The organism is Polaribacter sp. (assembly GCF_051251875.1).
GTDB lineage: Bacteria > Bacteroidota > Bacteroidia > Flavobacteriales > Flavobacteriaceae > Polaribacter.
Genome location: NZ_JBPOGL010000024.1, coordinates 26,065 through 48,351, shown reverse-complemented (window position 1 = coordinate 48,351; position 22,287 = coordinate 26,065). Strand labels below are relative to the sequence as shown.

Here is a 22,287-nt window from a genome sequence, read left to right as displayed (position 1 = left end):
TTTAGAAATAAAAATTAATTTGAGCGATGTTTTTCATACGAGTAAATCAGAAGTTGTTTCATGTTAAAACGTACTAAATAAGCCTCGCCTTTTTATAAACCCAATGATTGTTTTCTTTTTCAAAAAAAGAATTTTCATGTATCATATTTAAAGAGTTGTTTTCATAAAAATAGGCTTTAAATTCAACGGTGTTTTCTGTAGTTTTTAACACTTCTAGTTTTATCCATTCAACAGACTTTGTCCAAGTTTCTATTTCTTTTTTTTCAAGTTTAGAAGGCCTTGTTAAACTATGATGACTTTTTTGTAGATAATCAATATTAGCCAAAACAAAAGCACTATATCTAGAACGCATTAAAATTTCTGGGGAAGTTGCAGCATAAATATTCTGATGTGCTTTTTTACAACAATCAACATAAAGATTATTAGGATTACAAGGACATTTCATTTGTTTCTTTGATTTTTATAGCGATGGGTAAAAATGATAGGTTATACTTTATATGATTAAAATTCATTAATAAGAAGTGTTGCGTTCTTAATCCTTTTATTTAAGATCAATTTAGATATTATTTTTGAGCCGATTAAATTAATTATTCATCTCAAATATAGTTAAATATTGAGTGGCTTAAAAGTTTCATTTGGCTCATTTTAGATACACATTTTTTTAAGGTTTTAATGACGTAAATGTCAAGGGTGTTAGAAAATTTAAACCACTTTTTTTAAGAGAGCAAAACTGCAAAGATGGATGAATATCAAAAGATAGAAAAGACATTCTCGCCAATAGCATTGAATGAAATATCTCGTTGGATTTTAAACCACCTTAGATAAGGTAATAAAAAAATAAAGTAAAAATAAGCACTTATCTCCCATTATTTGTAAGGATGTATTTACAGTGCAATCAGGTAACTTTTTTACTAAAAAAGACCTTTTTGCGTCATAATTTATATAGCTGCGTCATAATTTTCAATTAATCATCAAACTTTATACTTAAGGCTACATAAGGGTTTATGACAAGGTAACTTCTTGTTGCATCTTTGTAACAACAAAATTAAAAATATTAATCTTAATAAATTTAAATTATGAATACACTTAAAATTACTTCAATCAGAATTGCAATTCAGATGTTATTCTTTACTCTTTTATTAACAAATTCATGTGTACAATCAGACAAAAAATCAAGTTCAAAAAATACTGCTGAAACAACAAAAACAGTAACTAAGTTAGATATGGACATTCATGCAGCTGTACTAACTGGAAATTTAGAAGCTGTTAAGCAGCATATTGAAGCTGGAACTGATATTAATCAAAAAGAGGCAATGTCTGGATCTACACCTTTAATGTCAGCAGCTACATTTAACAAAACTGAAATTGCAAAAGTACTTATCAATGCAAATGCAGATTTGACAATAAAAAATAATGATGGAGGTACAGCATTACATACTGCAGCATTTTTTGGGCGTATAGAAATTGTACAACTACTAATTGATGCTAAAGCAGATAAAAACATACGTAATAATTTTGGAGCGACTCCTAGAGAAATAGTGAATACAGACTTCGCTCAAATGAAACCTATTTATGAAATGCTAATACAGCAATTAAAACCAATGGGTTTTACATTAGACCTTAATGAATTACAAAAAGCAAGACCCGTTGTAGCAATGATGTTGCAATAAACACAAAATAACATGACAACAGAAAGAAGATACGATATAGATTGGCTAAGAGTAATTGCTATTGGTTTATTATTAATTTATCATATAGCCATTATTTTTCAGCCTTGGGCAATGTTCATAGGTTTTATAAGAAGTGAAGAAGCTTTAGAAGGTTTGTGGAAACCAATGACCATGCTTAATGTTTGGAGAATTCCTCTTTTATTTTTTGTATCAGGAATGGGACTGTATTTTGCCATGAAAAAAAGAAATTGGAAGCAATTATTACAAGAAAGAGGTAAACGAATTCTATTGCCTTTTGTGTTTGGTTATTTTGCGATTACGCCTTTGCACATGTATATTTTTCAGAAGCATTATAATATGTCTTTAAGCTATTTTTCTGACAGTGGTCATTTATGGTTTTTAGGAAACATCTTTGTATATGTGCTGTTGTTAACACCTCTTTTTTTATATTTGAAGAATAATGATCATGGAAAATTTAAGAAGATAATTTCTAAAATGATGAGTTATGCTATTGGACCATTATCGATATCTGTTTTTTTTATGTTGGAAGTGGGTTTGATAAAACCACAATTATTTGAAATGTATGCACAAAGCTGGCACGGATTTTTTATTGGTTTTTTAGCCTTCTTTTTTGGATATTTATTTGTTTACAGTGGACGTGCTTTCTGGCAAACAGTTTTAAGATGGAAATGGTTATATATTGGTTTGGCAACAACTCTCTTCGTTATTCGTTTCACTAGATTTGAGTCCATATCAAATATGTATTTAACCTCCTTAGAATCTATTTCATGGATATTGGGTGTTTTTGGAATTGCTAATAGCTATCTCAATAAACCAAGTAAATTACTAAGCTATTTGAGCGCTGCTGTTTATCCTGTTTATATCATACACATGTTTGTCTTATATACTGGGGCATTATTAATTCTGCCATTAGATCTTCATCCTATGTTAGAATTTATAGGAATAACTGTGTTTACATTTATAGTTTGTTTTCTTATTTACGAATTCATTCTAAAAAGAGTTTCAATTTTAAGACCTTTATTTGGGTTGAAATGGAAATTTAAATCAGCAGAACAACAAAATTTGAACACATCTAGTGTTACATCTGAAACTATATAATTTAATTTGATAAATTTTTAAGCCGTGATAAAATTATTTAGAAGAAACAAATCAAATGCTCAAAAGAGTTAGATACAATCTACAAATATTGTTCAATAAAGAATATGTTCTCCCCAAGATTATCGTCTAAACTATTATTATTATTATTATTATTATTATTATTATTATTTCAAGCCAAACGTTCAATTTTGAAATATGGGAGTTTTTTGAGAAAATTACGGAAAAGACATTTATTTTGAATATAGGATTTGAGTAGAATGACAATGATATCACAAAATACAAATTACAAAATGTTGATTATAGATGTGTATATTGTTTCACTTTTAATTTAGATCAGAAAAGTTTTGCAATTAGAAAAACGTAAAAGGGACATTGGTAGCACTAAAACAATAAAAAAACAATCATCTCATGAAAAAAAAACAAACAAAAAAAATGCTTAAATTTTTACTTATTATTGCTAGCGTATTTTCTTTAACCTTTGTACCATGGACTTTAGTTAAGGCTTGGGGATTACCTCTTCCAGATACGGTTCAAGAACAGTTAGATGAAGCCATAGGTTATGATTTTGAAGGAATGGTTGTGTACATAGACCAAGTAGAAAAACAACCACAATTTTATGCTTCTGGTTGGCACAATCGAGAATCTAAGATACCTGCCAAATCTGATGCTATTTTTAAAATAGCCAGTATTAGCAAGCTATATGATGCAGTTGCTGTTACTAAATTGGTAAGTCAAGGACTACTTTCTTTGGATAAAACTTTAGCAGATTATTTACCAGAACTTATAGGTGAAATTGAGAATGCCGAAAATATTACTTTGAGGTTGATGATTCAGCATAGAAGTGGTATTCCTAATTTTACAGACACTCCAAGATTTTGGGAAGATCCAATAAAAACCTATGAAGAAAGTCTTGCTTTAATTCAAGGAAAACCTGCCAACTTTGAACCTGGTGAAGACTATGAATATTGTAATACCAATTATCTACTTATAAATAAAATAATGGATAATGAACTTGGATATGATAATTTTCAATTCATTCAGAAAGAAATATTAAATCCTTTGCACTTAAAAATACATTTAGCTCACTCAAAGAAGTAAATATTGATAGTGTAATGAGTGGTTACCATATTGGATATCCTTATGATGTAAAGACCAATGATTATGGTATGCATGCAACTGCAGAAGACGTTGGTATTTTTCTTAGAGCATTAAACAATGGGTCTTTATTTAAAGAAGATGAACAAGAAATCTATGCTTCTATTTACAAGTATGAACATGCTGGTTGGGTTCCTGGATATCAAAGTTTCGCAAAATACTATAAAGATATTGATGCCGTGATGATAGCCTTCTACAATACAACTGATCCTAAACTGTATAATTGGAATTTATCAGAAATTATAAACAAAAGAATTTATAAAATAGTAAAAAGGAAAATCTAACATTTAACTATATAATTTTATAAACCTATAATTTGTGGATTATAAAGTAAGAAAGAGGGGTGTCCTTGTTGTTTTTCTGTTTTAAAAATCAATGATTCCTTTTTAAAAAGACTTAGGAAAAGTAGACTTTATTTTGGGTACGATGTTTTTTATAAACTATCTTTTAGCATCTTTTCTTTTATTTAAAGGGTTTAGTTGTATTGGAGTGGAGTGTAGGTGTACTATTTTATCTTCTTTTGATTGATTTAGTCAAGTAAAATAAGATAAATAAATTCTAATTTTTATACGTCATGAGCTATAAATACGACTTATATAGCTCATTTTTAATTATGACTTGAGAGAATATTTCATAGAAAGTAAGCTATATCTATAAAACTAAACGCTAATTACGTAATAATTTTTTAAGCCTAGTTTGGTAACCTTGCGTGTAATTTCGTTTCATTTTTTCGTTTAAGAAAGAAGCTTCAATAAGTGTTAAAACTTTATTTTGTTTAGACGTTAAATTTTCAAAAACTTTTTCTACCTGTTTTTTTGAAATACCTGCTTGTTTACCTAAAATATAGAATTGATTTGTAATTTTTCCTTGCGCTAAATTTGTTTGTAACAAACCCTCTTCTAAAGCAAAATCGTTATCCTCTATATGAATTCTACTATTTAATAAATCGTAAGCAGGACTTAATTTAAAATCACCTAAAGGAGTTTCTATAAGTGAGAAGTTTTTAAAATGAGCATCACCATTAGAAAATAAATAATTAAATAAAAACAAGTATTTCTTGCAATTTTCATCCGTTTTAAACCGATCAGCAAACTCTAGAAGAGTTTGTTCTTTAAAAATATGAATTTAAATACTGACCTCTATATTTTCATTAGTATTATTAGTATAAACAATATTGTTTATACCAATATTTGGTCTACCATCAACAAAATTTTAGATGTTTTTGTATGGTTTGTTTAAGTAAAATTAGACGTGGTAAATATGAAAGATATCCTTGCTTTAAAAGGAAATCACAATTATTTAATAGCTAAATTTTGTGTTTTATTCTGATATATGAACTTCTAATTCTATTTCTATCATAAATTCTGGAACTGCTAATTCTTTTACTCCAAGCCAAGAGCCAGTAGGAAATTGTTTGGTATAAATTTCGGCTCTATACGCTGCATTTTCAAGAAATAAAGGCATATTGGTAGTGAAGATATTTTCTACAATAACGTCATCAAATGTGCATCAATAATGTTTTAAAATCTTTTCCAAATCGGTATAACAATTTTTCATTTGCTGTCCTAAGTCGCCAATTTTTATCTATAAAGTAATCATAATATTTAAACTTTATTTGAGTTTGTGGTGAATAATTTTGTTTTCAACAGTATTACAATGTTGTACAATTTAACTTTAAGTCAATTTATAGAATCTTTTAAAACGAACGTCTAGCTTAAGAATGTGAGGAATTATATTTGGAATTGTAGGTGGAGTAACGCATAAAAACTATTTTATATTTTCTAATTTTATGAAACAGAATTTTAAGTTCATGTAATGGTGAAATTTTTATCATTCTGCCTTTTATGCTATCTTTTTTTATTTTGATTGTGATGAATAACAAGAGAATTAAAAATGTTGTATTTAATTAGAATAAATAATTGTAAAACGGATTTAGTATGCCGTAATAGAAAATGCTTTTTTTCCTCTTAAAAACAATTAAAAAATTGAATTAAAACCCGCGTTGTCTTTTTGCTTCAAACAAAATAATAGCCGCAGAAACAGATACATTCATAGAGTCTATTTGGCCTTGCATTGGTATGTTTATGTTTTGCGTAGCGGCTTCTCTCCAAATACCTGTTAACCCGGTTGCTTCTGTGCCCACAACAATGGCAGCAGCATTTGTATATTTTTCTTTATGATATTCATTAGAATTTTGCAATGTGGCAGCAAAAATATTGATATTCTTTTCTTGTAAAAAAGCAATTATTTCTTCAGAAGTGCCTATTGCAATTTGGTTTGTAAATACACAACCTACACTAGATCTAATAATATTTGTATTGTAAACATCGCTTTTAGGGTTTGCTATAAAAACAGCATCTATATTTGCAGCATCTGCAGTTCTTAAAAGTGCACCTATGTTACCGGGTTTTTCTACGCCTTCGGCAACTAAAATTAAAGGATTTTCGTTTTTAAATGTAATGTTTTTTAAAGAGAAATCTTTGCTTTTTGTTACTGCTATAATGCCTTCTGTAGAACCTCTGTAGGCTAACTTTTGATAGACTTCTTTTGAAATAACAATTCTATTGATGTTGCTATTAAAAAAGTGTAGAATTTCGTTTTCAGAAATAATTTCCGGTAAAAACAATACGGTATCAAATTGATAATTTGCTGCGATGGCTAAAGAAATTTCACGTTTTCCTTCAATAAGAAAAAGTCCTTTTTTTTTGCGTTCGCGTGCTTTTTCTTGCAGCTTAAGCAAGTCTTTAATATACTGATTGTGGATACTTGTAATTTCTTTCATCAAAACAAATATACCTAATTGTAGGTATAGAAGTTATATCAAAATAGATAATATTTGTAGTATTCAAGAAATTAATTTATAAACTCTTGCAATATTTTTAAGGGAAAAGCTGCTATGAAAGAGTAAAGTAATTTAATTGAATGATTTTAAATGAGAAGGCTCGCAATTTGCGAGCCTTTTTTGCTATTAGTTAGTACTGTTTAAGAATTTTTTAAACTGAATAATTTTTTGTCTTTTAATTTTTTTTAAAGGCGAAAATCTGATAAAGAAATGTAGCCCTAACTGAAAGCTTTGTATTAAAATAAATTATTTTGTTTTGTACTTGTTAGAATATCTTTTCCATAATGTTGTTTGATGAGTTTCTAAACTAAGTTTTCTACCTTGAATAAAAGCATCTGTTAAAATATTACCTCGCATATCTAACGCATCACCTTCAGAAATAAACAAAGTAGCATCTTTACCAACTTCTAAACTACCAACTAAGTTATTAATGCCTAAAATTTTTGCGGTATTTAAGGTAATCATCTTTAAAGCTTCTTCTTTATCAATGCCATAAGCAGCATAGGTTCCTGCATAAAAAGGTAAGTTTCTAGTACTCATTCTTTCCATATCTCCTTGCATTCCTAAACCAACTACAATACCTTTGTCTAGTAATATTTTAGCGTTTCTGTAAGGCATATCATAATCGTTATCTTCTCCTTCTGGCAGTCTATGAGCACGTTCAATAATAACAGAAATATTATTTTTTATAAGCAATTCTGAAACATTTTCTGCACCCTTTGCATGTACAAGAACAATATTATTAATACCTAATTCTTTACAAGATTTTATAGCATCTGTAATTCCTTTTTCGCCATTTACATGAATAAAAAGCTTTTGTTGCCCATTAAACAATCCTTTAGTAGCTTCAAACGGAATGTTTTTTATGGATGCATTGCTTGCTAAATATGCTTTAGCATCCGTAAAATAGTTGATTATTTTTGTGCTATTTTTTATGTATTTTTCATCTTCTTTTAAGGTGGTGTCTTCTCCTAACCACTTACGTCCGCTTGTATAAGTCTTTGGCCAATTAAGATGAATGGCATCGTCTATTTTTAGTGCTGCATCTTCCCAATTCCAGGCATCAAATTGCATGATAGAAGAGGTTCCAGATATGGTTCCGCCGCGAGGCGTAATTTGCCCCATAAAAACTCCGTTTGGCCTCATAGATTCTGTTATTTTACTTTCTGCATTGTAGGCAATTAAACTTCTAATATGCGGATTCATTGCGCCAACTTCATCTTCATCATCGGTAGCTCTAACGGCATCAATTTCTACCAAACCTAAAGAAGTATTTGCTGCAATAAAACCTGGATAAATGTGTTTTCCCGATGCTTGGATAATCGTGCCAATTCTAGCAATGCGCATCATGGCAGAACCTACAAAAGTAATTTTACCATTGGCAAACATAATTAGCGAGTTTTCTATTATTTTGCCGTTGCCTAAATGCGCTGTTGCACCTTCAATAGAAAAAGCCGTAGTTTGGTTTGGCGCAGGTGTTTGTTGTGCTGCTATGTTTCCTAAAATGAATATGAAACAGATTAAAGTATATAAATATTTATTTTTCATCTTGTATTTTTTTAGGTTTTACTCAGAATCACAGTGAAAATGTCTGCTAATTTTTTTTGTAGGTTTGGTAGTTTTACCGCCTTTCAATTTTTCTGTAAACATCATTTTTAATAAGGTGCTTTTTTCTTTTTTAATGGCTTTTCTTTTTTCTAAATCGGCAGCTAAATCAAAATAAATAGTTCCGTCTATAATTGTTTTTTCTGCTTTTGCATAAATGGATAAAGGATGATTGCTCCAAAGTACAAGGTCTGCATCTTTTCCTATTTTGATACTTCCAGTTTGTGCATCTAAATGCAATAATTTTGCAGGATTTATAGTTACCATTTTCCAAGCTTCTAGCTCAGACATGCCGCCATATTTTATTGCTTTTGCAGCTTCTTGGTTTAATCTACGAGACATTTCTGGATCATCTGAATTAATGGCAACCGTAATACCTTGGTTGGCCATAATTGCAGCGTTGTACGGAATTGCGTCTAAAACTTCATATTTATAGGCCCACCAATCTGAAAAAGTAGAAGCGCCAACTCCGTGTTTTTTCATTTTATCTGCAACTTTATACCCTTCTAAAATATGTGTAAATGTGTTGATGTTAAAGTTGAATTGTTCTGCAACTTTCATAAGCATATTTATTTCTGATTGCACATAAGAATGACAAGAAATAAAGCGTTCTTTATTTAAAATTTCTGCCAAAGTTTCTAATTCGTTGTCTTTTCTATATGGTTTTCCGCTTTTTTTAAGCGCATCATATTCTTGTGCACGCGTAAAATAATCTACATACACTTGTTCTGTTCCCATTCTTGTTTGCGGAAAACGAATAGTTTGATTTTCGCCCCAATTAGATTGTTTTACGTTTTCTCCCAAAGCAAATTTTATAAATTTTGGAGAATTTTTATACAACATGTTCTCAGCATTTTCTCCCCATTTTAGTTTGATAATTGCAGAACGCCCACCAATAGGATTTGCAGAACCATGTAAAATTTGAATAGAAGTTACGCCACCAGCTAAATTTCTGTAGATATTAATATCTGTTGGGTCAATTACATCTTCAATGCTTACTTCTGCGGTAGAATTATGTCCAGCTTCATTTACTGCAGAGGTTGCAATATGAGAGTGTTCATCTATAATTCCGGCAGTTACATGTTTGCCTGTTCCGTCTATTATTGTGGCATTTCTTGCTGATAAATTTTTGCCTATTTCAGCAATTTTACCATCTTTTAAAAGCACGTCTGTTTGTTCTAAAATACCTTCATTTTCACTTGTCCAAATGGTAGCGTTTTTTATAAGAATAGTTTCTTGTTTGGGTTGCACAAAATTTCCAAAACCTATATTAGGATAACTAATAGGTAAGACATTCATGGCATCGTCTTTCTTTGTATCCTCTTTCTTCTTTTTACCTTTTTTTACTTGTTTAGAAGCAGACCAACTGGTTTCATTTCCGGCTTCATCATAAGCAGTGCCTTGCATTAGATTAGAGGCATTTATAACTTGACCAGTTAAACGTGTAAAATCATTTTCATTATTAATAGTAATGTGAATCCAATTATTTTTATAAACAAAAGTGGACTTAATTTTTTTATCGCCTATTTTTATTTCGCCTTTTTGTTTAGCACCTTTTCCAGAAATGGTAAGAATATAATTTATCTTGTTTACATATAACATATATTCTCCTTCGAGATTTTTTAGCGTCATATCAGTAATTAAATTTTTTTCTCCTTGCACCCAATTTTCATACAGTACAGTTTCCTTGTCAAAAATAGCACCAGAAGTAATGATAAAATTGGCATAACTGCCTTCATTTAAGTTCCCAATATTTGTTTTACCTAATATTTGTGCAGGTGTTGTTGTTAAGGCTTCTAATGCTTTTGTAGCATTAAAACCATACGTAATGGCTTTTTGTATGTTTTTTTGAAAATCTTCAAGCTTTTTTAAAGAGTGTGTTGTAAGCGCAAAATGAATTCCGTTTTTTGCCAAAACACTTAAATTTGAAGGTTCTTGATTCCATTTACGTAAATCGCTTAATGCAATTTGTTTTGTTAATAGCGGATTGCTAACATCAAAAGCGGCTTTAAAATTTACCGGAATAATAAGGTTTGCATTTGTTTTTTTTATGTCTTCTATTCTTTCATATTCATCGCCAGCACCAAGTATTGTGTATTGTATACCAAATTCGTCGCCTACTTTATCTGCTCTTAAAAGATCTAAATTATTACTAGTTTCAAAAATTTGTAATAAGTTTTTGTTATTATTTAAGGCTTCTAAAGATTGGTCTTTATTTTTTGTATTTCCATCAGCATACCATTTTGCATCTAAATACATTTGACGTAATAAAGCCATTGCACCCATTTTAGATGTTGGATACGCTTGTTTAGATAAGGCACTTTTGCTAAATGATAAATATTGAGCAGATTTGTTTTCTAAAATTCTGTAAGCGTTAGAAGAATTTGGGTTTAATGCCACTAACATGCCGTTTCCACGCACAATTCCGTCTTGTAAATGTGTGTTTACAACACCAAAACCAGCCTTTAAAAGTTCTTTTGCTTTTTTATCATCAAATTTAAAAGAGGTGGTTGCTTCCGTTTCAGGTCTAATATGATCGTTCCAATAAAAGCCTTTTCTGCTGGCATCATATTGTGGTTTTCCACTCCGTCTATCAGCTGGGTTTCTTTTTGGTTTTTCAATTCCAAAATCTGCATAGATATCAATAAAAGAAGGATAGATTGTTTTTCCGTTTAAATCGATGGTTTTTGTTCCTGCAGGAATAGCAACTGATTTGCCAACGGCAACTATTTTACCGTCTTTGACTAGTAAAGTTCCTTTTTTTAAGATTTTTTGTGGAGTTACATAAATAGTAGCATTTTTTAAAGCTATTATTTTGTTTGTTGTTGTTTTAACTCCTGTATTTGTTGGAAAATAATCTTGTGAATAGATAGAAATTGTCAGCAAAAAGGAGAGAAATAAAAGTAATTTTCTCATTAAAGTTTTGATTTAGTTTTTGTGATAAATAAGTTTTAAATTTAATTAGAAGGATTTTGTAAAACGTTAAAAGAAGTTATTTTAACATAAATTTAAGAGAATGATAAGGTATTCAAGTAAGGTTAAATCACAAAAAAAATATTTATTGAGTTATCTTAGTCTTGCTCTCACTCTCAAAATAACTAATAAATAAATCCACAACATAATTATAAGATGCTACACCTTTATCTTGTTTATTTGCTTTTAAATAAGCGTTATATCCTTTTTTTAAAATAGGTTCAAAAGGGTTTGAGTAGTTTTGCCAAAAGGCATAGCTGGCGTCAAAATCTTTAACAATACCTTTGTTTACATTTTCCCAAAGTTCTCTTGAAAGAGGTCTGTCTCTTTTTCTGAGCTCAGAAATACAATACGAAAAAGCCATTCTATAACTGGCATATTTAAAATAAATATCTTCATTATAATTAGCAGCTAAAAAACCCACAAAATTAGCTTCGTTTTCAGCGGCAAAACCAATTTGATGTGCCATTTCATGGCAAGTTGTGGTAGGATAACTTGTTTTAGGAATTCTATCATTTACTTGTGCTTCACCCGTTAAAGGATTTAGATAACCAGCCGTACCGTTATAGGTTTGCAACAAACTCATTAAAGAACTTTTAACAGAGCTATGTACATATTTTAATTGAGGAAAGTCTTCAGATAAATTATCATAACCCGCAACAGCCAATTGGTACATTTCTTTTTGATGACACGGATTCTCTACTTTTAAAGTGTCGTTTTTTGTAATTTTAAATTGATACTCATTTAACTTCTCTATAATATGATTTGTTACTTTCTTAAGTTGTGCTGTGGTATATTTTTTTTGTTGATAGTTGAGGTTTTTGGCTAAAGGTTCTCTGTAATAATTCAATCCCCAAAAAAGATAAAAGCAAAAGTAAATAAGAGATAATATTGCTGTAAAATGAATAATTTTAGGAAAGAAATTTTTAAATCTTGTTTTTATCAACCTATATATAAAACGAATAAAAGCAAAAATTGCAAAGGCAATTAAAAGGTCACCAACAGAAAAAGGAATCCAACCTAAGGTAATTCTAAAAAAAGAAGCTATGTATGGGTAAATTCCGTTTGAATAATACTGTTCTATAAAGGCAGGATTTTTTGCAACCAATTTCATCAATAGCATTTGTATTGGTAAGAAAATGGTTAAAATAAGATGTCTTTTATGTAGCTTCAAGAATGGTTCTGTTTTAAATAGTATGCTTTTTTTTCCTTCAAAAAAAATGAGAATTCATTTTGAAAATTCCCATTTTATTGGTAAAAATAACATTTCATTTTGGAAGTTGACTGGTTATTAACAAGATAATAACAATTTAATTTGCAATATTGTTTACAAATTAAAGTTGTAATTTAGAAAGAGCATTCAGACTAAAAAAGTACATTTGTAGCCATGGAAAAGACGAGTCCTATAGTAGGTAAAAAGGTAGATAAATCAAGAATCATAAATCTTGAGAAAGGGAAGATTCCGCCGCAGGCAGTAGAGTTAGAAGAAGCTGTTCTGGGCGCAATGATGATTGATAAAAAAGGAATTGACGATGTAATAGACGTATTAAGCGCAGATGCTTTTTATGATTCTAAACACGAAGAAATTTATGCGGCTATATACGAATTGTTCCAAAATTCTGAACCTATTGACATTTTAACAGTATCTAACCTGTTAAAAAAGAAAGGAAAGTTAGAATTTGTGGGTGGAGATTTCTTTCTAATTCGTTTAACTCAAAAAGTTGCTTCTTCTGCACATATTGAGTTTCATGCTAGAATAATTTTACAAAAATTTATACAAAGAAGATTAATTTCAATATCAAGTGAAATTATAGAAAATGCCTATGATGAAAGTTCAGATGTTTTTGAGTTATTAGATGATGCCGAAGCAAAACTTTTTGAAGTTACCCAAGGAAATTTAAAGAAAAGTTCTGAAGATGCAGGATCGCTTGTAAAACAAGCATTACAGAAAATTCAAGAAATAGGAAATCAAGAAGGAATGTCTGGTTTGGAAACAGGTTTTACCAAATTAGATGCCTTAACATCTGGTTGGCAACCTTCAGATTTAGTAATTATTGCAGCACGTCCTGGTATGGGAAAAACGGCTTTTGTAATTTCTATGGCAAAAAATATGGCCATAGATTTTGGTCATGGTGTTGCAGTGTTTTCTTTAGAGATGTCTTCTGTTCAGTTAATTACGCGTATGATTTCTTCGGAAACAGGCTTAACATCAGAAAAATTAAGAAAAGGTAATTTAGAGCCTCATGAATGGGAGCAATTAAATGTAAAAGTAAAACGTTTGTCTGATGCACCTATTTTTATTGATGATACACCGTCTCTTTCTGTTTTTGATTTACGTGCAAAAGCACGAAGATTAGTATCGCAACACAATGTTAAAATAATTGTAATTGATTATTTGCAATTAATGACAGCAGGAGGGAAAGCAGGAGGAAACCGTGAACAAGAAATCTCTATGATTTCTAGAAATTTAAAAGCATTGGCAAAAGAATTATCTGTACCGGTAATTGCATTGTCTCAATTATCGCGTGCTGTTGAAACTCGTGGTGGATCTAAAAGACCTTTATTGTCAGATTTACGTGAATCTGGTGCTATTGAACAAGATGCAGATATTGTATCGTTCATTTTTAGACCAGAATATTACGGAATGACGGAATGGGATGATGATGATCATACGCCATGTGAAGGACAAGGTGAATTTATTGTAGCAAAACACAGAAATGGTGGTTTGGATAACATTCGTTTGAAATTTACCGGACATTTAGCAAAGTTCTCTGATTTAGAAGAAGGATTTAGTTCAGAATTCCAATCTTCTATGAATGCAGATTTTCCGGAAGATCCATTCTCTGGTCAAGGAGGCGTAGATCCTAAAGATGCTTTTGGAAGTGATGATGATGATATGCCGTTTTAAACTCTTAAAAAATATATAAAATTATAGAAATACACAATTGCTTCACGGTAATTGTGTATTTTGGTTTTTAATTATTTCAAAAAATAGAAGTTACCTAAATTGAGAATTATGTAACTTTTAATTTTTGTAACTTTGAAATTAAACAATTGTTTATGAGTTTACAAGCAAGGAAATTGAGTATAATAGAATATCTAATATCTCTAAAGGATGAAAAACTTTTTAAGAAAATAGAAAATGCTGTTTTAGAGTTAAAAGAAGAATTCCCGGTCTTTACAGAAGATGAGTTAATTTTAAGAGCAGAAGAATCGAATAGCGATTATTTAAAAGGTAATTATAAAACTCAAGAAGAGTTAGAAAAGGATAGTGAAAACTGGTAAATTATGAAAGTAATTTGGTCTGATTTCGCAATAAGAATGATAAAAGATATTCATTTTTATCACAAAGAAAATGTATCAATTATAATAGCAAATAAAATCAAAAAAGATATTTTTTCAACTACAAAACAACTTCTTAAACACCCTTTTTCTGGTTCAGAAGAAAAAGTTCTAAAGAAATTAAATCAGAATCATAGATATTTAGTAAATGGAAATTATAAAATAATTTATAAACCTATTAAAGAAGGTTTATTGATTACGGATGTTTTTGATACTAGACAAAATCCGGATAAAACCAATATTCAAAATAGATAATAAATTTGAAAAAACTTATAACAATCTTAACCTTTCTCTTAATTTCAAACTCAATTTGGGCATCTTTTATTTATATACCTATGAGTCATGACAATCAGAAAAACCATTTAAAAGCCTACGGAATTGTATATTTTTCATTAGAAGCTGGTTTAAAATCGAAGTGGTTGTTAAATTATGATGGAGGTGCATTTCTCATAGAAAACAATAAAATTGTAGAAAACGAATGTAAAATTCGCGGTGTTTCCTATCAAGTAATATCTGATGCAAAATCACAACTTATTTTACAAGAAATTTCTTCACCATCTTCTAATCAAGATGCTGTAACTTTAGAAAAAGCACCAAAAATTGCGGTCTATTCTCCTAAAGATAAAATGCCTTGGGATGATGCGGTAACCATGGTGTTAACTTACGCAGAAATTCCTTTTGATGTAGTTTACGACAAAGAAGTTTTAGAAGACAAACTGCTTATTTATGAATGGTTGCATTTACATCATGAAGATTTTACGGGTCAATACGGGCGTTTTTACGGTGCATTTAGAACCGCACCTTGGTATATAGAAGCAAAGAAAAATGCTGAAAAACAAGCAAAAGAGTTAGGTTTTACCAAAGTTTCTCAAGAAAAATTAGCTGTTGCAAAAAAAATTAGAGACTATGTAATTGGTGGTGGTTTTATGTTTGCTATGTGTTCTGCAACCGATAGTTTTGATATTTCTTTGTCTGCCGAAGGCGTAGATATTGCAGAAGCCATGTTTGATGGTGATGCTTCAGAAGCAGGCTATCAAGCTAAAATAAATTATAATAAAACCTTAGCGTTTAAAGATTTTGAGCTTATTAGAAATCCAACCACGTATGAGTTTTCTACCATTGATATGACAAGTAAACGTAGAATTCCAAAAACATCAGATTACTTCTCATTGGTAGATTTTTCTGCAAAATGGGATCCTGTGCCAACAATGTTAACGCAAAATCATACAACATTAGTAAAAGGTTTTATGGGGCAAACCACTTCTTTTGATAGAAATACTGTAAAAACCAATGTATTGGTTTTAGGAGAAAATAAAACCAATAGAGAAGCACGTTATATACATGGAACTAAAGGTAAAGGAATGTTTACGTTTTATGGAGGTCATGATCCGGAAGATTATACACACAGAGTTGGAGACCCAAAAACAGAATTAGATTTGCATCCAACTTCACCCGGTTATCGTTTAATTTTAAATAATGTATTGTTTCCGGCGGCTAAGAAAAAGAAGCAGAAAACATAAATAATTGTTATTCAGAACGCCAGAAAATAGAATTCTTATTGTAATTGTTAATAACCCTAATTTTTGCTTATAAATAATCTTGCTTCTTGTTATTAAAAAAATTACTTTTGCCATCAAATTAAAACAATAAAATGCCTACAACACAACAATTACAAGATTTTACGCAACAAGTTCGTAGAGATATATTAAGAATGGTTCATAAAGTTAATTCTGGTCACCCTGGAGGTTCTTTAGGATGTGCAGAGTTTATTACTTGTTTATATCAAGAAGTAATGGAGTACTCTACAGATTTTGCGATGGATGGAAAAAATGAAGATTTGTTCTTTTTATCAAACGGTCATATTTCTCCTGTTTTTTACAGTGTTTTAGCGCATAGCGGCTTTTTTCCAGTTGAAGAATTAGCTACGTTTAGATTGTTAGATTCTCGTTTACAAGGTCATCCAACAACACATGAAGGTTTACCTGGCGTTAGAATTGCTTCTGGTTCTTTAGGTCAAGGAATGTCTGTTGGTTTAGGAGCTGCACAAGCTAAAAAGTTAAATGGAGACGATAAAATAGTATACACTTTACATGGTGATGGTGAATTGCAAGAAGGTCAGAACTGGGAAGCAATTATGTATGCATCAGCAAAAAAAGTAGATAATTTAATTGCAACTATCGATTTAAACGGAAAACAAATTGATGGTTCTACGGATGAAGTTTTACCAATGGGAAGCATTAAAGCTAAATTTGAAGCTTTTGGTTGGGACGTTTTAGAAGTAAAAAAAGGAAATGATATTGATGCTATCTTAGCAGGTTTGGCTGAAGCAAAAGCATTAACAGGAAAAGGAAAACCAGTTTGTATTTTATTGTATACAGAAATGGGGAATGGCGTAGATTTTATGATGCATACACATGCTTGGCATGGTAAAGCACCTAGTGATGAGCAATTAGAAAATGCATTGGCACAAAATCCTGCAACTTTAGGAGATTACTAAGATTGAATTAAAAGATTCAATAAATAAAATATTAAAGAGCTTTTCATTAAAAAAGAAAAGCTCTTTTTTTATAAATTTATTTTGAATTTAACTGTAAGAATAAAGGTATATTTACAACTAAAGGGATAAGTTTGTTAATCTTTTAATTTTAAATCATTTAATTTTTCAATATTTATATGAAGATAGGAATTGTTTGTTATCCAACATTTGGTGGAAGTGGCGTTGTAGCTACAGAATTAGGAATGGCATTGGCAGATAAAGGTCATGAAGTACATTTTATTACCTACAATCAGCCTGTTCGTTTAGATTTTATTTCCCATAAATTACATTTTCATCAAGTTTTAATTGAAGAATATCCCTTGTTTCAATACCAACCTTATGAGCTGGCGTTGTCTAGTAAAATGGTAGAAGTTGTACAAAAACATGAATTAGAAGTTTTACATGTACATTATGCCATACCACATGCCTATGCTGCTTATATGGCAAAACAAATGCTAAAAGAAAAAGGACTTTCTGTAAAAGTGGTAACTACTTTACATGGCACAGATATTACACTTGTTGGTAGTCATCCTACGTATAAAACAGCGGTAGAGTTTAGTATTAATAATTCTGATGTAGTTACTGCAGTTTCTAACGATTTAAAAGCAACTACAAACAGACTTTTTACTATTAAAAAAGATATTAAAGTAATTTATAATTTTATAGATGTGGCAAAGTATGATAAAGCCCATCATCAAAAATGTAATAGAATTGCAATTGCAAAACCTCATGAACGTGTTTTAACGCATATTAGTAATTTTAGGCCAGTAAAAAGAGTAGAAGATGTAATTAAGATTTTTTATGAAGTTCAGAAAAAAATTCCATCTAAATTATTATTGGTTGGTGAAGGCCCAGAAAGAGTAAAAGCAGAAAATTTAGTCAATAAATTAAAGATTTCTGAAGAAGTTTTATTCTTAGGTAACAGCTCTGAAGTTGCCAAGGTTTTATGTTATACAGATGTGTTTTTATTGCCTTCTCAAACAGAAAGTTTTGGTTTGGCTGCCTTAGAAGCAATGGCGGCTAGAACAGCTGTAATATCTACAAATACAGGTGGTTTACCAGAAGTAAATATTCATGGAATTACTGGTTACTTAAGTAATTTAGGCGATGTACAAGACATGGCAAAAAATGCCATTTCTATTTTAAAAGATGATAAAACGTTAGAAACATTTAAAAACAATGCCAGAGAACATACCAAGCGTTTTTCTTTAGAAAATATTTTACCTGTTTATGAAGAGATTTATAAATCTTGCTATAAAACATTCAGTTAAATTTTTGTTTTTATTGAAGTTGCTATTTTCTTTATAAATAAAGGATGCCAAGGCGTAAATGTTTATTGTTTACATACTGAGTTTTATATTGCTAATAAAATAGTTGTAGAGCATTGTTTAACTAAGTCTTAGAAATGATAAATGGAAGTTGAAAAAGATTTTATAAAACGAGAAATTCAAAAATTAATTTTGCTTTTAAATAGCTTAATTGAGAAAATTAGTGGCATTAATTCAAATAACGCTAAAAGTGAAATTGGAGAAATTAATGAAGCTTTGAAAAGTGAATTTGATTTTTCATTAGTAGAAATAGCTAAAATGGAGAATTCTGATTTTATAGAACATATTTCAAAAATGCACGAATCTCACGCTGAAAAATTATCTGAACTAATCTATGAAATTGTTATAAAAACGGAAATAGTAGATTTTGGGGAGAACTTTAAAAAAACCAAAATCATTAAAAAAGGAATTACAATAATTCACTTTATAAATGAAAACTCAAAAACATTTTCACTCAAAAGAATGAAAATGTTAAATAATCTAAAACAACATTTATAAAGGATTAAAAACGGTTGTACTATTGGTCTAAAATTAATGAATGAAAAAATAATAATAAAATTAAGAGCTAATAGTATTTTCTAAATATGGCATAATTATTTTGGCATACATTTAAAAATTAAGCTGTTTTTGTGTGCTAATTTTAGTAGTTCTTTTTCCTACACTTTTATTTTAGAATATTGAATGGTTGCTTTTTAAAGCCTTAGAAATCTGCTGCAAATTGGGCAATAGAAATAAGAATAAATATGTACTTTTGAAAGGTTTAAAATTGATCATAATTTGAATTACGAGTTATTTATAGCAAAACGAATTATTACCGGCAAAAAGTATAAAAATAGTATTTCATCGCCCATTATAAAAATTGCAATTACAGCAATAGCGTTGGGAATTATTATTATGCTTATTGCCGTGGCAACTGGCGCCGGTTTACAGTATAAAATTCGTGATAAAATGGCGGGGTTTAAAGGGCACGTGCAAATAGTAAATTACGACAATAACAATTCAGATGTTTCTACAACGCCAATTTCTAAAACACAAGAATTTTATCCAGAATTCAAAACGATTGCCGGTATAAAAAACGTACAAGTTTTTGCAAATAAAGCAGGTATTTTAAGAACCAATACAGATTTTGAAGGCATTATTTTTAAAGGAGTTTCTACAGATTACGATTGGACGTTTTTTAAAGAATATCTAGTAGAAGGAAAAGTGCCAGATTTTAATAAACCCAGAAGTAGAGAAGTATTGCTTTCTAAAACAATTTTAAATAGGTTAGCATTAAAAGTAAACGATACTATTTTAGCTACTTTTTTAAAAACTGTAAATAGCAAATTACCCTCAAATAGAAAATATATTATAACGGGCGTTTACAATTCTGGTTTTGCTCAGTTTGATAAAAATATGATGATTGGCGATATTAGAGAAGTGCAGAACTTAAATAAATGGACCGAAAATGAAGTGGGTGGTTTTGAGGTTTTACTAAATAATTTTGATGAAATAGATACAAAAGGAAAAGAAATTAACAGCAAAATTGGTGCTACTTTAAACAGCAAAACAATAAAACAAAGTTATGAAACCGTGTTTGAATGGATTCAACTTTTTGATAACAACGTGTGGTTTATTATTGCAATTATGATTTTAGTTGCGGGCATAAATATGATTACAGCTTTGCTTGTTTTAATTTTAGAACGCGTGCAAATGATTGGTATTTTAAAAGCCTTAGGAAGTTGCAATGCTAGCATCAGAAAAATATTTTTATACAATGCTTCTTACCTTATTTTAAAAGGACTTTTCTGGGGTAATATTATTGGTTTGTCTATTATTTTTATACAACATTATTTTGGTGTAATTACTTTAAATCCAGAAACTTATTATGTTTCTGTGATGCCTGTTTATATTTCTTTAAAAGCAATTATATTCTTAAATTTAGGTACGTTAATAATGTGCTTTTTAATGCTGATTTTACCTTCGTATATTATTACAAAAATAAATCCGGCAACGTCTATAAAGTTTGCGTAGCAACAACAGCTTTTAGTGTTTTATTGGTGAAATTATCTAAAATTACCTTGGTTATTTTATAAGGTTTTGGGCGTTACCTAAAGGTCGCGCTTTCCGTTATATCTTTTTTTCGTTCCTCAAAAAAGGATGCCACTTCAATCGCTAACGCAAATGTGCTATGGGCAAATAGCAATATCTAAAAGCTAGTAAATGTTCTGCGTTAGCGATTGAATGGCGTGTTTGAGCTCTTTAACACTTTTTTTAAAGTGTTAAAAGCGAGTAATGAAAGCGCGACCTTTAGGTAACGCCCTAAAATTATTTTATATTTACCTAAGAAATTTACCGAATGAAATACGCAAAAAATATACTTGAAACCATAGGTAACACACCTTTAGTACAATTAAATGCTGTTACTAAAGATGTTGATGCTTTGGTATTAGCCAAAGTAGAAACCTTTAATCCAGGAAACTCTGTAAAGGATAGAATGGCCTTAAAAATGATTGAAGATGCAGAAGCAGATGGGCGCTTAAAACCCGGCGGAACCATTATTGAAGGAACTTCTGGAAACACAGGAATGGGTTTGGCATTGGCAGCAATTGTAAAAGGTTACAAATGTATTTTTGTAATTTCGGACAAGCAATCTAAAGAAAAAATGGACATTTTACGTGCCGTTGGTGCAGAAGTAATTGTGTGTCCTACCAATGTAGATCCTGAAGATGCGCGTTCTTATTATTCGGTTTCGAAACGTTTGGGAAAAGAAACGCCCAATTCTTGGTATGTAAATCAGTATGATAATCCGAGTAATTCTATTGCACATTATGAGCAAACTGGCCCAGAAATTTGGGAACAAACAGCAGGGAAAATTACGCATTTTGTGGTGGGTGTAGGAACAGGTGGAACCATTTCTGGAGTGGGGAAATTTTTGAAAGAGAAAAATCCGAATATTAAAATTTGGGGAATTGATACCTACGGATCTGTTTTTAAAAAATATCATGAAACGGGTATTTTTGATGAGAATGAAATTTATCCGTATATCACAGAGGGAATTGGTGAAGATATTTTACCTAAAAATGTAGACTTTTCTTTAATTGATGGCTTTACAAAAGTTACGGATAAAGATGCGGCTGTGTATACTAGAAAAATTGCGAAAGAAGAAGGAATTTTTGTTGGAAATTCTGCAGGTTCTGCCATAAAAGGTTTGTTGCAATTAAAAAAACATTTTACAAAAGATGATGTTGTAGTGGTTTTATTTCATGATCATGGAAGCAGATATGTGGGTAAAATGTTTAACGATGATTGGATGCGTGAACGAGGTTTTTTAGAAGAAGATATAAAAACGGCGGCAGATTTAATTAAAAATCATGATGAAAAGCCATTAGTGGCAGCCCAAACTGAAGAATTGGTTTCGCACGCTATAGAGAGAATGAAAGAGTTTAAAATATCTCAAATACCCATAAAAGATGTGCATGGTTTTGTAGGTTCTATTGATGAATCTATTTTATTACATAATTTTATTGCAGATAAAAATTTAGCAGACACTCCTATAAAAAATATTATGGGTAAAGCATATCCGATTGTAAAAAAATCGACAAAATTAGATGTAATTTCTAAATTGATAACCAAAGAGAATCAGGCTGTTTTGGTTGATTTAGAAAATGGAAATTATCATATTATTACAAAATATGATATTATTTCTGCTATGTAAATTTGTTTTAAAAGATGGTG

Annotated in this window: 18 protein-coding genes and 1 pseudogene; 12 read left to right on the top strand and 7 right to left on the bottom strand. The window is 30.2% G+C overall.

What is annotated here, in order from left to right:
- Nucleotides 1–73 precede the first annotated feature (73 nt).
- Complete coding sequence (locus tag ACSHW5_RS11450) at nt 74–445, bottom strand: YchJ family protein (RefSeq protein WP_435676270.1); 372 nt, start codon at nt 443–445, stop codon at nt 74–76.
- Nucleotides 446–1,076: 631 nt separating this feature from the next.
- Here ACSHW5_RS11450 and ACSHW5_RS11445 point away from each other — a divergent pair.
- From ACSHW5_RS11445 to ACSHW5_RS11435, 3 genes and pseudogenes are all read left to right on the top strand, one after another.
- Nucleotides 1,077–1,670, top strand: coding sequence for an ankyrin repeat domain-containing protein (locus ACSHW5_RS11445; RefSeq protein WP_435676269.1), 594 nt, complete (start codon nt 1,077–1,079; stop codon nt 1,668–1,670).
- Nucleotides 1,671–1,682: 12 nt separating this feature from the next.
- Nucleotides 1,683–2,789, top strand: coding sequence for an acyltransferase family protein (locus ACSHW5_RS11440; protein WP_435676268.1), 1,107 nt, complete (start codon nt 1,683–1,685; stop codon nt 2,787–2,789).
- Between the two features lie 408 nt (nt 2,790–3,197).
- Nucleotides 3,198–4,228, top strand: a pseudogene (locus ACSHW5_RS11435) (serine hydrolase domain-containing protein).
- A 382-nt stretch (nt 4,229–4,610) separates the two neighbouring features.
- Here the strand turns inward: ACSHW5_RS11435 and ACSHW5_RS11430 are convergent.
- From ACSHW5_RS11430 to ACSHW5_RS11405, 6 genes are all read right to left on the bottom strand, one after another.
- On the bottom strand, nt 4,611–4,994 hold the full coding sequence (locus ACSHW5_RS11430) for a HipA domain-containing protein (protein WP_435676281.1): 384 nt from the start codon (nt 4,992–4,994) through the stop codon (nt 4,611–4,613).
- A gap of 270 nt (nt 4,995–5,264) precedes the next feature.
- Nucleotides 5,265–5,408 (bottom strand): hypothetical protein, encoded by a 144-nt coding sequence (locus ACSHW5_RS11425; protein WP_435676267.1) that lies wholly within the window; start codon nt 5,406–5,408, stop codon nt 5,265–5,267.
- A gap of 526 nt (nt 5,409–5,934) precedes the next feature.
- Nucleotides 5,935–6,726: a TrmH family RNA methyltransferase gene (locus tag ACSHW5_RS11420; RefSeq protein ID WP_435676266.1), complete on the bottom strand. Its 792-nt coding sequence runs from the start codon at nt 6,724–6,726 to the stop codon at nt 5,935–5,937.
- 306 nt (nt 6,727–7,032) lie between these two features.
- Nucleotides 7,033–8,334, bottom strand: a complete 1,302-nt coding sequence (locus ACSHW5_RS11415; protein ID WP_435676265.1) for an amidohydrolase family protein — start codon at nt 8,332–8,334, stop codon at nt 7,033–7,035.
- Nucleotides 8,335–8,352: 18 nt separating this feature from the next.
- The gene (locus ACSHW5_RS11410) at nt 8,353–11,307 is read right to left on the bottom strand and encodes an amidohydrolase family protein (RefSeq protein ID WP_435676264.1); all 2,955 of its coding nucleotides are present in this window, start codon (nt 11,305–11,307) and stop codon (nt 8,353–8,355) included.
- A gap of 142 nt (nt 11,308–11,449) precedes the next feature.
- Nucleotides 11,450–12,538 carry a DUF3810 domain-containing protein gene (locus tag ACSHW5_RS11405; protein WP_435676263.1) on the bottom strand — a complete coding sequence of 363 codons (1,089 nt, stop codon included), beginning with the start codon at nt 12,536–12,538 and terminating at the stop codon, nt 11,450–11,452.
- A gap of 213 nt (nt 12,539–12,751) precedes the next feature.
- On the opposite strand from ACSHW5_RS11405, the gene dnaB reads away from it, so the two are divergent.
- The 9 genes from dnaB to ACSHW5_RS11360 all read left to right on the top strand — a co-directional run bounded on the left by dnaB (nt 12,752) and on the right by ACSHW5_RS11360 (nt 22,267).
- Entirely contained in the window at nt 12,752–14,272 is a 1,521-nt protein-coding gene (gene dnaB / locus ACSHW5_RS11400) for a replicative DNA helicase (protein WP_435676262.1), read from the top strand.
- A 152-nt stretch (nt 14,273–14,424) separates the two neighbouring features.
- Entirely contained in the window at nt 14,425–14,649 is a 225-nt protein-coding gene (locus ACSHW5_RS11395) for a hypothetical protein (RefSeq protein WP_435676261.1), read from the top strand.
- 3 nt (nt 14,650–14,652) lie between these two features.
- Entirely contained in the window at nt 14,653–14,961 is a 309-nt protein-coding gene (locus ACSHW5_RS11390; protein ID WP_435676260.1) for a type II toxin-antitoxin system RelE/ParE family toxin, read from the top strand.
- Nucleotides 14,962–15,041: 80 nt separating this feature from the next.
- A complete protein-coding gene (locus ACSHW5_RS11385) occupies nt 15,042–16,226 on the top strand; it encodes an asparagine synthetase B (RefSeq protein ID WP_435676280.1) in 1,185 nt (394 codons plus the stop codon).
- Between the two features lie 131 nt (nt 16,227–16,357).
- Complete coding sequence (locus ACSHW5_RS11380) at nt 16,358–17,203, top strand: transketolase (RefSeq protein ID WP_435676259.1); 846 nt, start codon at nt 16,358–16,360, stop codon at nt 17,201–17,203.
- Between the two features lie 176 nt (nt 17,204–17,379).
- The gene (gene bshA / locus ACSHW5_RS11375; RefSeq protein WP_435676258.1) at nt 17,380–18,513 is read left to right on the top strand and encodes an N-acetyl-alpha-D-glucosaminyl L-malate synthase BshA; all 1,134 of its coding nucleotides are present in this window, start codon (nt 17,380–17,382) and stop codon (nt 18,511–18,513) included.
- A gap of 141 nt (nt 18,514–18,654) precedes the next feature.
- Nucleotides 18,655–19,068 carry a hypothetical protein gene (locus ACSHW5_RS11370; RefSeq protein ID WP_435676257.1) on the top strand — a complete coding sequence of 138 codons (414 nt, stop codon included), beginning with the start codon at nt 18,655–18,657 and terminating at the stop codon, nt 19,066–19,068.
- Nucleotides 19,069–19,347: 279 nt separating this feature from the next.
- Nucleotides 19,348–20,583 (top strand): ABC transporter permease, encoded by a 1,236-nt coding sequence (locus ACSHW5_RS11365; RefSeq protein ID WP_435676256.1) that lies wholly within the window; start codon nt 19,348–19,350, stop codon nt 20,581–20,583.
- A gap of 325 nt (nt 20,584–20,908) precedes the next feature.
- Complete coding sequence (locus ACSHW5_RS11360; RefSeq protein WP_435676255.1) at nt 20,909–22,267, top strand: pyridoxal-phosphate dependent enzyme; 1,359 nt, start codon at nt 20,909–20,911, stop codon at nt 22,265–22,267.
- The last annotated feature ends 20 nt before the right edge of the window (nt 22,268–22,287 follow it).